Origin of the sequence: Salinarimonas chemoclinalis, from assembly GCF_041514305.1 — a bacterium.
In the GTDB taxonomy this organism is placed as follows: domain Bacteria; phylum Pseudomonadota; class Alphaproteobacteria; order Rhizobiales; family Beijerinckiaceae; genus Salinarimonas; species Salinarimonas chemoclinalis.
The window spans coordinates 77,871-91,046 of record NZ_JBGMWH010000001.1; the positions used below are offsets into that span (position 1 = coordinate 77,871).

Sequence of the window (13,176 nt, forward strand, 5' to 3'; positions counted from 1 at the left end):
GGTCAGGCCGTGCCGACCACCGGCACACCGATCAGGATCGGATGGAGCCAGAACGCGAAGGCGACGTAGGCCGCGAGGCCCACGCCCACCGCGATCGCGTCGTTGCGCCAGCCCGCGGGCGTCGCGGCGAGCGCCTGGGCGGGCGCGAGCGGCGAGACGGGGCGACGCTTGAGCGAGATCCGCGCGGCGACCGCCCAGGCCAGGAACGACACGAACAGGATCAGCGAGGCGAGGTCGCCGTTGGCCAGGAGATGCGCGAAGGCCCAGATCTTGATCGAGGCGAGCATCGGATGCTTCGCGCGCGCCTTGATGTGCCCGGGCAGGTAGGTCGCCACGAACAGGATGAAGGCGAAGACCATCAGCAGCAGGGAGACGTGCGAGAGCCACGTCGGCGGGAACCAGATCTGCACGTTGGCGGGATCGTAGCGGAACTCGCCGTAGCCGATGCTGACGAGCACGATGCCGACGAGCGAGGAGACCGAGTAGGCGATCTTGTACCCGTTCTCCCCGAGCCGCGCGACGAGCCGAGCGCGCGGGCCCCGCGCCATGGTGAAGGCGTGGGTGCCGAGGAAGAGGACGAGGCCGAGAATCAGGATGAGCATGGTCGGTCTCCGGGAGGGCTTGGCGTAGGGCCGGCGCCCTTCTCCTAGCGCAGCCGTGGCCGGAACGCACGCCCGCGCTCACGCGCTCATGTGCCTCAGCCACATCACGAGGTAGACCGCCAGCGTGAAGGCGGTGAGCACCGCGATGCCGATCGACAGGACGAGGTCGAGCGGCCCGAGCCCGAAGGCGAAGGCGTTCGCCGCGAGCACGGTGACGGCGTAGGTGATCAGCAGCGCGGTGTTCACCTTGGAGGCGAAGATCGGCTTCACCGAGATCGGCCGGTCCATGATCCAGGAGACGACATAGGCGATGACGATCATCACGTCGCGCGAGACGACGAGCACGACGAGCCACTCCGCCATGGCGCCGACGACGGCGAGCGTGACGTAGATCGAGACGAGCAGCGCCTTGTCGGCGAGCGGGTCGATCACGGCGCCGAGCTCCGAGCGCATGTCGAAGCGCCGCGCGATCCAGCCGTCGATGCCGTCCGACACGCCCGCGACGAGAAACAGCACGAAAGCCGCGAGCCAGTTCCCCTGCAGGATCGCCACGATGACGACCGGCACGAGGAGGAGACGAAACACGCTGATGAGGTTGGGGATCGTCACGGCGCGGCTCCCTGCCACCCGAGCGTGGGTGGCCGGACTCGGGTACGAAGGCCCGAGCCGGCGGTCAAGCGCTCTCGCCGCTCGGCTCTCGCGCTTGCGCCGCTGCTCCCGGGGCTGTAACCCGCGGGAGCCGGATGGAGCGGGCGCGGGGCGGGAGACGGGCGGCATGGCCGAGCACCGGGAACAGGGAATGACCTATGCGCAGGCCGGCGTCGACATCGACGCGGGCAACGCCATGGTCGAGGCGATCAAGCCGCTCGTGCGCGCGACCCGACGGCCGGGCGCGGACGCCGAGATCGGCGGCTTCGGCGGCCTGTTCGACCTCAAGGCCGCGGGCTTCGTCGACCCGATCCTGGTCGCGGCGAACGACGGCGTCGGCACCAAGGTCAAGATCGCCGTCGAGACCGGGGTGCACGACACGATCGGCATCGACCTCGTCGCCATGTGCGTCAACGATCTCGTGGTGCAGGGCGCCGAGCCCTTGTTCTTCCTCGACTACCTCGCCACCGCCAAGCTCGACGCGGCGACCGGCACGGCCCTCGTCGCGGGCATCGCCGAGGGCTGCCGGCGCGCGGGCTGCGCGCTCATCGGCGGCGAGACGGCGGAGATGCCCGGCGTCTACCAGGGCGCGGACTACGACCTCGCCGGCTTCGCCGTCGGGGCCGCCGAGCGCGGGATGCTGCTGCCGCGCGGCGTCGCGGCGGGCGACGTGCTCGTCGGCATCGCCTCCTCGGGCGTCCACTCGAACGGGTTCTCGCTGGTGCGCCGGATCGCGGCCGCGAGCGGTCTCGGCTGGGGCGAGGAGGCCCCCTTCGCGCCGGGCGAGACGCTCGGGCGCGCCCTGCTCGAGCCCACGCGCATCTACGTGCGCCCGCTGCTCGCGCTCCTGCGCGAGGGGCTCCCCGTCAAGGCGCTCGCCCACGTCACCGGCGGCGGGCTGCCGGACAACCTGCCGCGCGTCCTGCCGGACGACCTCGGCGCCCGCATCGATCTCGCGACGATCGCCCCGCCGCCGGTCTTCGGCTGGCTCGCGCGCACCGGCGGCGTCGCCGAGGGAGAGATGCTGCGCACCTTCAATTGCGGCGTCGGCATGGTCTGCGTCGTCGCGCCGGACGCCGCCGAGGCCGTCTGCGCACGCCTCGCGGAGCTCGGCGAGCGCGCGACCCCGATCGGCCGGCTCGAGCCCCGCGGGGAGGGGACGCCCGTGCGCTTCGACGGCGAGCTCGCGTCGTGAGCGACGAGGTGCGGGTGCCGACCGCGATCCTGATCTCGGGACGCGGTTCGAACATGGCGGCGCTGCTCGCGGCCGCGCAGGACCCGGGCTACCCCGCTCGGATCGTCCTCGTCCTCTCCAACCGCCCCGGCGCCGCCGGCCTCGCTCGGGCGCGCGAGACCGGAATCCCGACGGCCGTGGTCGATCACGCGGCCCATCCCGACCGCGAGAGCTTCGACGCCGCGCTCGATGCGCGGCTGCGCGCGGCGGGCGTCGAGCTCGTGGCGCTGGCGGGCTTCATGCGCATCCTCACGGAGGGCTTCGTGCGCGCCTGGGAGGGGCGGATGATCAACATCCATCCCTCGCTCCTCCCGGCCTTCCGCGGCACGCGGACCCACGAGCGCGCGCTGGCGGCGGGCGTGGCCGAGCACGGCTGCACCGTCCACCACGTCGTGCCCGAGCTCGACGCCGGGCCGACGATCGCCCAGGCGCGGGTGCCGGTTCTGCAGGGCGACACGCCGGAGATCCTCGCGGAACGCGTGCTCGCGCAGGAGCACGCGCTCTACCCCCGCGCCCTCGCGGACGTCGCCCGCACGCTGCGCGATGCCACGCGTCACTGACAAATGTAAAGTCGCAGCTACAACCATTTCTGAACGAATGACCGGGATCATGCGCCGTCGAAACCCGGGACGGCCATGCACGCACCGACCTTCCAGCCCTCGCCGGCGACCCGCGTCTTCCTCCCGCGCCTGCTCTGGCCGCTGGTGGCGCTGCTGATCGTCATCGTGGCGGTGGCGACGGGCGCGCTGCTCTGGGTGAGCCGGGACGCGGACCGCGCGGCGGCGCTCGCCGCGCGCGAGCGCATGCAGGCCGTCATCGGCATGCAGCTGGAGGCCTACGGGCAGACGCTGGACGCGAGCCTGAAGGCCGCCGCCGGCAACGAGCCGCTCGGGCCGGCCCAGACCGGGGCGTTCCTGGCCCTCGCGCGCCCGCACTTCGACGCGACGGGGGTGTTCACCCTCGACGCCGAGGGCCGCATCGTCGGCGCCGAGGTCGCCCGCGGCGCTGGGGTTCGGCCGGTGCTCTCCCTCGACACGGCGATCGTGGCCGATCTGCTCGGCCGCGCGCTCCTCGACGCGCAGGACGGGCGGGCGACGAGCGCCCGGCGGACGGCGCCGCCGAAGCTCGCGGCGATCGACGGGCGGATCGTCGCCGTCCTCGCGATCTCGGAGCTACACGCCGCCGGCGGTGCGCTCGCGGTGGGCCTGCGGGCGATGAACCGCGAAGAACTCGCCGCGCTCGCGATCGACCAGGCGATCGGCAACTTCATGGTCGGCGAAGGCCCGATCGACGACCCCGCCCGCGGCTTCGACATCGCCGCCGTCGACGGGCAGGCGGTCTACCACGTCGCCTGGACGCCCGAGCGCCCGGGCACGAGCTGGCGCGGCAAGGTCACGGGCCTCGTGATCGGCCCGGCCGTGCTGGCGCTCCTCCTCCTCGCGCTCGCGATCCTGCACGCGCGGCGCGTCTCGGCCGAGCTCGCCCAGACCCAGGAGCACGTGCAGGCGCTCGCCGTCTCCGATCCGCTCTCGGGCCTGCCCAACCGCCTCCTCTTCGCCCAGCGCCTCGAGCAGGAACTCGCCCGCGTGGCGCGTACCGGCGAGGGGCTCGCGGTGATGTTCCTCGACCTCGACCGCTTCAAGGAGGTCAACGATTCCTTCGGGCACCAGGCCGGCGACGAGCTGATCAAGGCGGTCGCCCGGCGGCTGATGTCGCACCTGCGCGGCACGGACGTCCTCGCGCGCTTCGGCGGCGACGAGTTCGCGATCATCCAGCCCGGCCTCAAGAGCGCCGACGGCGCGGAGGTGCTGGCGCGGCGGATCCTGGAGGCGATCGCCGAGCCCTTCGAGATCGAGCACAACGCCGTGACCATCGGCGTCTCCATCGGTATCGCGCTGGCACCGGAGGACGCGCACGACCGCGAGACGCTGATGCGGCTCGCCGACACGGCGCTCTACCAGGCCAAGAACGACGGCCGCAACCGACACTCGTTCTTCGAGCGGCGCATGGACGAGGCGATCCGCATGCGCAAGCTCGTCGCCGACGACCTGCGCGAGGCCATCTCCGGCGACCTGCTCGACCTGTACTACCAGCCGATCTTCGCCGCCGAGCGCGACGAGGTGGTGGCGCTCGAGGCGCTCCTGCGCTGGCGCCACCCGGAGAAGGGCATGATCCCGCCCGACCGCTTCGTGGCCATGGCAGAGCAGAGCGGCCTCATCCTGCCGCTCGGCGACTGGGTTCTGCGCCGTGCCTGCCTCGACGGGCGCCGCTGGCCCGGCCTTCGAATCGCCGTCAACGTCTCGCCGATCCAGTTCCGCCAGCGCGACTACGTGGACACGGTCGGACGCATCATCGACGAGACCGGCTTCGACCCGACGCGCCTCGAGCTCGAACTCACCGAGGGCGTCGTCGTCGAGGACGCCGACGCCGCCGAGGCTGCCATGATGCAGCTGCGCGCGAAAGGCGTGAACCTCGCCCTCGACGACTTCGGCACCGGCTATTCCTCGCTGATCTACCTGCGCCGCTTCGCCTTCGACAAGATCAAGATCGACCGCTCCTTCCTGGAGAGCATGGAGGCGACCGGCGAGAGCGCCATCCTCGTCCACTCGATCGTGCATCTGGGCCGCGCGCTCGGCCTCACAGTCACCGCGGAGGGCGTCGAGACCAAGGAGCAGCAGCGCTTCCTCCAGGCGCTCGGCTGCCACCAGCTCCAGGGCTACCTCCTCGCGCGGCCGATGCCGGCGGCCGAGATCGACACGCTGCTCGGCGCACGACGCCGTGCCGGCGCCGCCTGATCGATCGTTCGGAACCGCCGCCGCGGCTGCCCGGTTGTCCCGCCGGACCGGCCGCTGCGCCGGGGGGGAGGGACCGATGCCGACCAACGCCGCGCGCACGGACGACTCGCCCGCGCCTCACGGCATCCTGCGCCCGGGCGACACCTGCTGGCGCATCGCGCACGCCGACAGGGCGGGGCTCGTCGTCGACGCCCAGGACTATTTCCGTGCCGTGAAGGAGGCGATGCTCGCCGCGCGCCACACGATCATGCTGATCGGCTGGGACTTCGACCTGCGCATCAAGCTCGAGCCCGACGGCGCCACGCTCGAGGGTCCCAACACGCTCGGCGCGTTCCTGCGCTGGATCGCCAAGACCCGCCCGCAGCTGCGGATCTTCGTGCTCAAGTGGGACCTCGGCATGATCCAGGCGCTCGGCCGCGGCTCGACGCCGCTGATGTTCCTGAACTGGACGACGAGCGACAACATCCGCTTCCATCTCGACGGCGCGCACCCGCCCGCCGCGGCGCACCACCAGAAGATCGTCGCCATCGACGACGTCTTCGCCTTCTGCGGCGGCATCGACATGACCGCCGACCGCTGGGACACGCGCGGGCACGTGGACGCCGACCCGCGCCGCCGCCGCCCGAGCGGCCGCCTCTACGGCCCCTGGCACGACGCGACGATGGCGCTCGACGGCGAGGCCGCGAAGGCGCTCGCCGAACACGCCCGCGAGCGCTGGAAGCTCGCCACCGGCGAGGAACTCGCGCCGCCGCCGCCACGCGAGCCGATCTGGCCCGGCACCGTGCCGCCGACCTTCGCGGACGTCGACGTCGGCATCGCCAGAACCGCGCCGCTCTACGGTGACCATCCGCGCGTGTTCGAGGTCGAGAGCCTGCTCCTCGCCTGCATCCGCGAGGCGCGCGAGACGATCTACTGCGAGAGCCAGTACTTCGCCTCGCGCACCGTCGCCGAGGCGATCGCCGCGCGGCTGCGCGAGCCGGACGGACCGGAAATCGTGATCGTCAATCCCGTCTCGGCTGACGGCTATCTCGAGGCGGCGACGATGGACACCGCGCGCGCCCGGCTCCTGAAGGTGGTGCGCGCGGCGGACCGGCACGATCGCTTCCGGATCTACACGCCGGTGACGCACGCCGGCGAGGACATCTACGTGCACGCCAAGATCCTCGTCGTCGATGACCGGCTCATCCGCATCGGCTCGTCGAACCTCAACAATCGGTCGATGGGCTTCGACACGGAGTGCGACGTCGCGATCGAGGCGGTGGCGGGTAAGCCGGACGAGGAGCGGATCCGGGAACGCATCCGCGCCGTGCGCGCGGATCTCCTCGCCGAGCACCTCGCCTGCGCGCCGCAGGACGTCCACGGGGCGATCGCGGCGCACGGCCTGATGCGCGGCATCGAGCACCTGCGCGTGCGGGGGCGCCGCCTCGTTCCCTACGAGCCCGACCCGATCGGCCCGATGGAGGAGATCCTGGCCGAGAACGACCTCCTCGACCCCGAACGGCCGCCCAAGTGGCTGCGCAGGGCGAAGGAGGCCTTGATGGCGCCGCTCAGGTGAGGCTTGCGCGTCGCGCCCCATGACGGCCTCCCATGACCGGTTCCGCACCCGTGCGTTCCCGACTACACTCCGGCCGCATCGGCGATGGGAGAGCGGCGTGAGCGTGCTGTTCGGTTTCGGCTTCGGGTACAGCGCGGTGGAGACCGCGCGGCGCGGCGGATTCTCCGACGTCGTCGGGACGGTGCGCGGCGCGGAGAAGGCGGCGGCGCTCGAGGCCGAGGGCGTCTCGGCGCGCCTGTTCGGGCCCGCGGGCGCCGATCCACGCATCACCGCGGACCTCGCGCGGGCGACGCATCTCCTCCTCTCGATTCCGCCGCGCGAGGGCGCCGACCCGGCGCTCGACGCCTACGGCGAGGCGATCGCGGCGGCGCCGCGGCTCGAGAGCATCGTCTATCTCTCCACCATCGGGGTCTACGGGGACGCCCGGGGCGGCTGGGTCGACGAGGAGACGCCCACCGCGCCCAAGCACGGGCGCGCGGAGGATCGGCTGGCGGCGGAGGAGGCCTGGTGCGCACTCGGCGCGCGGGCGGGCAAGCGTGTGTGCGTGCTGCGGCTCGGCGGCATCTACGGCCCCGGGCGAAATCCGGTCACGCAGCTGCGTGCGGGCACCGCGCGGCGCATCGTCAAGCCGGGACAGGTCTTCAACCGCATCCACGTGGCGGACATCGCGCAGGCCGTGCTCGCGGCCTTCGTCCGGGGCCGGTCGGGGCGCGTCTACAACGTCGTCGACGACCTGCCGACGCCGCCGCAGGACGTCGTCCTCCACGCCGCCGAGATCGCGGGGATCGAGCCCCCGCCGGAGGTGCCCTTCGAGGAGGCGGAGCTGTCGCCGATGGGGCGCAGCTTCTGGTCCACCTCGAAGCGCGTCTCGAACCGGCGCCTGCGGGAGGAACTGGGCGTGGAGCTGCTGTATCCGACCTATCGGGAGGGGATCGCGGCGCTGCCGGAATCCCCCTGAGCGCCGCGCCCGCCTCCGCTCACGCGGCGTGGCGCCCCGCGTCCGCGCCGAAATGGGCGACGTAGCGCGGGTTGATGGACGAGACCGGCAGCACCACGAGCACGTCCGTCGTGCCGAACTGGACATCGACCACCGCGCCGTCGCCGAAACGGGCGCCCAGCCGCAGGTAGCCCTTGATCAGCGGCGGCAGGGCGTGGAGCGCGACCTTGGCGTCGATCGCCGAGGCGGGCAGGCGGTCCATCGGCACGTAGCGCCCGGGAACCGCGCGGGCGCGCCAGCCCTCGTCGGCGGCGGCGTGGTGGTGCAGGAAGGACAGAGGCAGCGCGAGCGCCTCGGGGTTCGTGCCCTCGAGGCTCGCGCAGCCGAGCATCACGTCGATGCGGTGGTGCAGGACGTAGGCCCAGATGCCGTGCCAGAGCAACTCGACCGTGCGCTTGGTCCGATAGCTCTCCAGCACGCAGGAGCGGCCGAGCTCGAGGAAGCGCTTGCCCGGGTGCGCGGCGATGATCGGCGCGATGTCGTACTCGGCCTGCGTGTAGAAGCCGAAATGCCGCTCGGCCACGTCCTGGCGCAGGAGGCGGTAGGTGCCGACGACCGCGGGGTGCGCGGTGCGCGCCGGAATGCCGCGCAGCTTGCGCGCCGGCTCGCCGAGGTTCGAGGGCGCCGCGTGATCGAGCACGAGCAGGTGATCGCAGATGGCGTCGTACTCGTCGAAGTCGCGCCGGGCGAGCGCGGAGGCGGTGTGCGGCAGCGCCCCCCCGGCCTCGTAGAACACCTTGTAGCGCAGGCGCTGGGCCGCGCGGATCTCCCGTGGCGTGGTGGCGAGGCGCACCTCGAGCGAGCCGATGCGGCCCAGCGTCGGATCGAGCCGGCGCCGCACCGGCGCGCGGTCGACGTTCGCGCCGCGCAGGAAGGCGATCGCGGCCGAGCCCTTCTTGCGGAAGGGGCGCACGAAGCTCGTGATCTGGGGAGAGGTCAACAAGAAGCCGAAGCGGCTCGGAAGCCGGCTCGACGTCGTTTCGACTGCGGGAAACGGCGCCATCACATCCTCGTCGGGCGGTATCCTCCGCGTCGCGATTCTCTCGCCGCGTCCGCCGTTCGGCTCTTGAACCATAGCGTTTCAACACAATTGTGACAGATTGGTTGCGCCTGTCACCTTAGCCGGCACAACAGAATGCGCAACGGCGGCGAGGATCCCGCGCCCCACCGCCCGCTCCACCGCCCGCTCCACCGCCCGCTCAGCCCGCGCGCGCGAGCCCCGTGTCGCCCAGGAGCCGCTCCAGCATGCGCGGCTCGAAGGGCTTGGGCAGGAAGCCGTCGAGCCCGGCCTCGCGGGCCGCCTCCTCGTCCTCCTTGAGGACGTTGGCGGTGAGCGCCACGATCCGGCGCGGCTGGCGGCGGCCGAGCGCGCGCTCGAGGGTGCGGATGCGCCGCGTCGCCTCGAGACCGTCGAGGCCCGGCATGCGGATGTCCATGAACACGACGTCGTAGTCCGGCCGCAGCCCGGCGAAGGAAGCCTCCGCCAGGGCCACGGCCTCGTGGCCGTCCTTGGCCCAGTCGACGACGGCGCCGCGCTTCTCCAGCGCCTTGAGCGCGAGGAGCGCGTTGATCTCGTTGTCCTCCGCGAGCAGCACGCGGGGCGCGCCCGGCCGCGGCGCGTTCCCGCGCTCGCCGGGAAGCCGCCGCCGTGCCGGCTGCGCGGCCGGCGAGGGCCCCGGCCGCACGGCCTCGGCGTGGGGCGCCAGCGGCTCGACGAGCCGCTCGACGAGGGAGCGCGCCCGCACCGGCTTGACGAGATAGCCGTCGTAGCCGGCCGCGGCCGGCGAGCCGAGGTCGCGCCGCTCGAAGGGCGAGAGCAGCACGATCGCCCGGGACACCCCCGCCTCGCGTGCGGCCGCGGCCACCTCGCGGGCGAGGTCGTCGCCGAGGGCGCAATCGACGATGAGCGAATCGAAGGTCGCGCCCGGCCCGGCCATGGCGATCTTCGCCAGCGTCTCGCCCTCGGTGGCGACGACGTGGACCCGCGCGCCTTCCTGCTCCAGCCGGCGCGCGATGAAGGGCGCCTCGAAGGGCGAGCGGGCGAGGACGAGCACGCGCCGGCCGGCGAGGGAGGCGGCGGGCGGCGCCTCTGCCGGAAGCGAAGACGTCCTCGCCGCCGGCAGCGGCAGGGTCACCGTGAAGCGTGCGCCCGCGCCGGGCGCGCTCTCGACGGCGATCGTCCCGCCCATGCCCGCGACGAGGCGCTGGGTGATGGCGAGCCCGAGCCCCGTGCCGGGATGGCGGCGCGCCGCCGAGCCGTCGCCCTGCTCGAACTCCTCGAACAGGGCCGGGATGCGTTCGGGCGCGATGCCGGGGCCGGTGTCGGAGACGCGCAGCACGATCCCGCCCCCCGCCTCCGGCACCGCCTCGACTCCGACGCCGCCGGTATCGGTGAACTTCACCGCGTTGCCGGCGAGGTTGACCAGGATCTGGCGGATGCGTGCCTCGTCGCCGACGAGACGCGCGGGGAGATCGGCCGCGCAGTAGCCCGCGATCTCGATGCCCTTGCCCTGCGCCCGCGGTGCGAGGAGCTCGACCACGCCCTCGACGCAGCCCGCGAGGTCGAACGGGGCGGGGGCGAGGGTGAGCTTGCCCGCCTCGATGCGGGAGAAGTCGAGGATCTCGTCGATGAGCGACAGGAGCGCCGCGCCCGACGTCTTGATCGCCTGGGCGTAGGTGGTCTGCTCGGGGTCGCAGCGGGTGTCGAGGATGAGGTCGGCCATGCCGAGGATGCCGCCGAGCGGCGTGCGGAACTCGTGGCTCACGGTGGCGAGGAAGCGCGACTTCGCCTCGCTCGCCGCTTCGGCGCGGGCGCGCGCCTCGGCGAGCGCGGCCTCGGAGGAGACGCGCTCGGTGATCTCGCGCCCGGCCCTCAGGGTCTCGGGCGCGCCGCCGCGGCCGGGCGCGGTGGTCTCGATCCAGCCGACCCAGCGCACGCCGTCGGGCGTCTCGATCGCCTCGTCGACGAGCCGCGCGCCGTCGCCGCGCAGCCGCGGCGGCCGGCTCTCCAGCACCCGCGGGGCGTGCGCGCGGCCCAGCACCTCCTCGCGCGGCAGCCCGACGAGGACGGCGAAGCCGTCGTTGGCCCAGGTGACGCGTCCCTGTGCGTCGCGCTGGACGATGGCGTCGACCTGCGACTCGGCGAGCGCGCGGAAGAAGTGCTCGCTCTCCTCGGCGCGCCACAGCCTGTCCTGGAGCGCCTCCGCGTCGGTCTCGAGCCCACGCGTGCGCGCCTCGAGCCGCATGTGGTCGCGCAGGATCAGGACGGCGGCGAGGGTCGCCGCGAAAGCGAGCGCGCCGGCGAGCGCCAGCGCCGCGGCCGTGGGAGTGATGATGAAGAGACCGTCCATTGCGCCGCCCCGTTCTCAGCCCGCGCACCCTGCCGCATGCGGGCTGAAGGTCGGCTTGAGAAAGACGGTGAACGGTCCTTTGCGGGAATGGCGCGGATTCGCGCGGTCGGCGATCCTCGGCCCGCATCGCGGGCCGAGAGGTCCTCACGAGAGCGAGGCGCGGCGGTGCTCGAGCACGGCCTCGAGCAGGCGCAGGGCGAGCTTGCGCTCGGCCTCCGTCAGCATGACGGCGGTGTCGACGATCTGGTCGACGTAGGGTTCGCGCACGAAGTAGAGCGAGCGGACGTCGCGCGGCGAGAGCTCGAGCGGCCCCTCTCCCGTCGGGGTGCGCTTCGAGGACTTGAACTCGATGGTGACCTTGGACATCGCAGAGCCTCTGTTTCTTCGTCGTTCACGCGGCGTCGGAACGCGCCATGCGGTAGCCGACCTCGAGCACGGGGCCGGTGATGCCGCTCGCCTTGCGCAGAGCGGATTCCATCTCGTCGCCTATCTCGAACAGGGCGGCGAAGGCGATCGTCTTGCCGATGCGGATCGGGCTGGAGATCGGCTCGCCGCGGCAGTCGGCGCGGCGCAGGATGCGGGCGATGAACGCGTCGTACACCGTGACGATGTGCGACAGGCCCAGCTCGCGGCCCAGCTCGTTCATGCCCAGGATGAGCTCCGCCGTGGGGCGGCTGAGACGATTGCGGGTCAGCTCGACGTCCGCGTCGGGATCGATCGAGAACCGGCTCGACTCCCAGATCAGCGGGCTCTCGACGCGCGTCCCGTCCGGCAGAAGCTCGGGGAACACGTCGTTCAGCATGTTGTATCCGATGGTTGGCAGCAAACGGATGCTACCCAGGACACGCTCCTCGTCGTCGACGCAGATCAGGTACACGCAGTCGAGCGCATCGAAACCGTCGACTTCCCAGTCGCGAATGATCGACACATCCCAGCCGAGGCGGTCGTGGAAGACCTTCTTGCGGATGCGATGCATCGCATCGATCTCTCGGGGAAACTGCCCTCGCTGGTGGCTCTGGATGACGCGGATCATTATGTTTCTCCCGTTGATTGTGGGACACAGCCAACGGAAAGAAATTCGCATGAAGAACGAAGAAAAGAACCTGTCGGAAACGACAGGTAATCTAGCTACGGTAGCGGGATAACGCCATAAGAAATTGCTTTCGACACAGCATGCGTCGTGGAGAGAGCGTTGAGCTTCGACCTTGCATTCTCGAGATGAAACCTTACGGTTCGTTCGCTCAACCCTAGGATGGCCGATGTATCCCATATCGTCTTGCCGGCGGCCGACCAGCGAAGGCATTCCTTCTCGCGCTCCGACAGCTTCCCGGCGAAATCGTTCTGCTCGATCTGCTCCACCTGCAAGGCCCACGAGTGGAAATAGTAGGAAATGACCATGAACTCCTTGACGAGCATCTTCTTGAGCGATGGCCAGTTTCTCGCGGGCACGTCGGCGTTGATCGAAAACAGCGCGAACTCGCCGTAGCGGCCCCGGATCGGGAACGAGAGCCCCTGCATGCCGACGTCGAACTCCTGCGCCTCGCCGAAGACCTTGCGTATGGTGGGGCGGGTGCGGTCGATCTCTGTCCAGTCGATCGGTAGGATGCCGCCCAGTCCGGCACTGACGACGGGATCGATGTTGACGTAGTCGCTCTGCTCGTAATGGCGCTGCCATTCCGGAGAGTACGTAACCGCGACGAGCGGCTTCCGCCGACGCTCCGAGGGAATGTTCAGACCGAGATACGCCACGTGCTTGAGGTCGAAGCGATGCATGTTCTCGCGCAGGACTGCATGGCCCTCCTCCAGCTTGGCAGCTGCGCTGATCCGGTCGATGATCTCGAAGGACAGGGTGTTCTCGGGGGAGGGATTTCTCATCGAAGCGATCTCGCGGCACCTCCAGGCTCCGGAACCGGATGCTCGCGCTTCGGCGCGCCCGGACCCGAGCCTCCGCAATATGTACGAAACCTCCCGGAGAGGCAACAGTCCGAGTTCTTT

At 71.4% G+C, this 13,176-nt stretch carries 12 protein-coding genes; 5 read left to right on the plus strand and 7 right to left on the minus strand.

Going from position 1 to position 13,176, the window contains the following annotated elements:
- Positions 1-2: 2 nt before the first annotated feature.
- Both AB9M23_RS00395 and AB9M23_RS00400 read right to left on the minus strand, forming a co-directional pair.
- Entirely contained in the window at positions 3-602 is a 600-nt protein-coding gene (locus tag AB9M23_RS00395; RefSeq protein ID WP_372421546.1) for an NnrU family protein, read from the minus strand.
- A gap of 78 nt (positions 603-680) precedes the next feature.
- Positions 681-1,211: a CDP-alcohol phosphatidyltransferase family protein gene (locus tag AB9M23_RS00400; protein ID WP_372421547.1), complete on the minus strand. Its 531-nt coding sequence runs from the start codon at positions 1,209-1,211 to the stop codon at positions 681-683.
- Positions 1,212-1,377: 166 nt separating this feature from the next.
- On the opposite strand from AB9M23_RS00400, the gene purM reads away from it, so the two are divergent.
- From purM to AB9M23_RS00425, 5 genes are all read left to right on the plus strand, one after another.
- Positions 1,378-2,445: a phosphoribosylformylglycinamidine cyclo-ligase gene (gene purM, locus AB9M23_RS00405; protein ID WP_372421549.1), complete on the plus strand. Its 1,068-nt coding sequence runs from the start codon at positions 1,378-1,380 to the stop codon at positions 2,443-2,445.
- Positions 2,442-3,044: a phosphoribosylglycinamide formyltransferase gene (gene purN / locus AB9M23_RS00410; RefSeq protein WP_372421551.1), complete on the plus strand. Its 603-nt coding sequence runs from the start codon at positions 2,442-2,444 to the stop codon at positions 3,042-3,044. Before purM ends, purN begins: the two co-directional genes overlap by 4 nt.
- A 75-nt stretch (positions 3,045-3,119) precedes the next feature.
- A complete protein-coding gene (locus AB9M23_RS00415) occupies positions 3,120-5,279 on the plus strand; it encodes a putative bifunctional diguanylate cyclase/phosphodiesterase (RefSeq protein WP_372421553.1) in 2,160 nt (719 codons plus the stop codon).
- Positions 5,280-5,355: 76 nt separating this feature from the next.
- The gene (locus tag AB9M23_RS00420; RefSeq protein WP_372421555.1) at positions 5,356-6,834 is read left to right on the plus strand and encodes a phospholipase D-like domain-containing protein; all 1,479 of its coding nucleotides are present in this window, start codon (positions 5,356-5,358) and stop codon (positions 6,832-6,834) included.
- A 97-nt stretch (positions 6,835-6,931) separates the two neighbouring features.
- The gene (locus AB9M23_RS00425) at positions 6,932-7,792 is read left to right on the plus strand and encodes an SDR family oxidoreductase (RefSeq protein ID WP_372421557.1); all 861 of its coding nucleotides are present in this window, start codon (positions 6,932-6,934) and stop codon (positions 7,790-7,792) included.
- 19 nt (positions 7,793-7,811) lie between these two features.
- On the opposite strand, the gene olsB is transcribed toward AB9M23_RS00425, so the two are convergent.
- The 5 genes from olsB to AB9M23_RS00450 all read right to left on the minus strand — a co-directional run bounded on the left by olsB (position 7,812) and on the right by AB9M23_RS00450 (position 13,056).
- Positions 7,812-8,834 carry a l-ornithine N(alpha)-acyltransferase gene (gene olsB, locus AB9M23_RS00430; RefSeq protein WP_372421559.1) on the minus strand — a complete coding sequence of 341 codons (1,023 nt, stop codon included), beginning with the start codon at positions 8,832-8,834 and terminating at the stop codon, positions 7,812-7,814.
- Between the two features lie 196 nt (positions 8,835-9,030).
- Positions 9,031-11,181: an ATP-binding protein gene (locus AB9M23_RS00435; protein WP_372421561.1), complete on the minus strand. Its 2,151-nt coding sequence runs from the start codon at positions 11,179-11,181 to the stop codon at positions 9,031-9,033.
- Between the two features lie 144 nt (positions 11,182-11,325).
- The gene (locus AB9M23_RS00440) at positions 11,326-11,547 is read right to left on the minus strand and encodes a hypothetical protein (RefSeq protein WP_372421563.1); all 222 of its coding nucleotides are present in this window, start codon (positions 11,545-11,547) and stop codon (positions 11,326-11,328) included.
- Positions 11,548-11,572: 25 nt separating this feature from the next.
- Positions 11,573-12,214 carry an acyl-homoserine-lactone synthase gene (locus tag AB9M23_RS00445; RefSeq protein WP_372421565.1) on the minus strand — a complete coding sequence of 214 codons (642 nt, stop codon included), beginning with the start codon at positions 12,212-12,214 and terminating at the stop codon, positions 11,573-11,575.
- Positions 12,215-12,309: 95 nt separating this feature from the next.
- On the minus strand, positions 12,310-13,056 hold the full coding sequence (locus AB9M23_RS00450) for a helix-turn-helix transcriptional regulator (protein ID WP_372421567.1): 747 nt from the start codon (positions 13,054-13,056) through the stop codon (positions 12,310-12,312).
- Positions 13,057-13,176 lie beyond the last annotated feature (120 nt).

What these genes read in the sequence shown, in the direction of transcription:
- AB9M23_RS00395 (WP_372421546.1), bottom strand. Translation starts at nt 602, where the DNA reads ATGCTCATCCTGATTCTCGGCCTCGTCCTCTTCCTCGGCACCCACGCC.
- purM (WP_372421549.1), top strand. Translation starts at nt 1,378, where the DNA reads ATGGCCGAGCACCGGGAACAGGGAATGACCTATGCGCAGGCCGGCGTC.
- AB9M23_RS00415 (WP_372421553.1), top strand. Translation starts at nt 3,120, where the DNA reads ATGCACGCACCGACCTTCCAGCCCTCGCCGGCGACCCGCGTCTTCCTC.
- AB9M23_RS00420 (WP_372421555.1), top strand. Translation starts at nt 5,356, where the DNA reads ATGCCGACCAACGCCGCGCGCACGGACGACTCGCCCGCGCCTCACGGC.
- olsB (WP_372421559.1), bottom strand. Translation starts at nt 8,834, where the DNA reads ATGGCGCCGTTTCCCGCAGTCGAAACGACGTCGAGCCGGCTTCCGAGC.
- AB9M23_RS00435 (WP_372421561.1), bottom strand. Translation starts at nt 11,181, where the DNA reads ATGGACGGTCTCTTCATCATCACTCCCACGGCCGCGGCGCTGGCGCTC.
- AB9M23_RS00440 (WP_372421563.1), bottom strand. Translation starts at nt 11,547, where the DNA reads ATGTCCAAGGTCACCATCGAGTTCAAGTCCTCGAAGCGCACCCCGACG.
- AB9M23_RS00445 (WP_372421565.1), bottom strand. Translation starts at nt 12,214, where the DNA reads ATGATCCGCGTCATCCAGAGCCACCAGCGAGGGCAGTTTCCCCGAGAG.
- AB9M23_RS00450 (WP_372421567.1), bottom strand. Translation starts at nt 13,056, where the DNA reads ATGAGAAATCCCTCCCCCGAGAACACCCTGTCCTTCGAGATCATCGAC.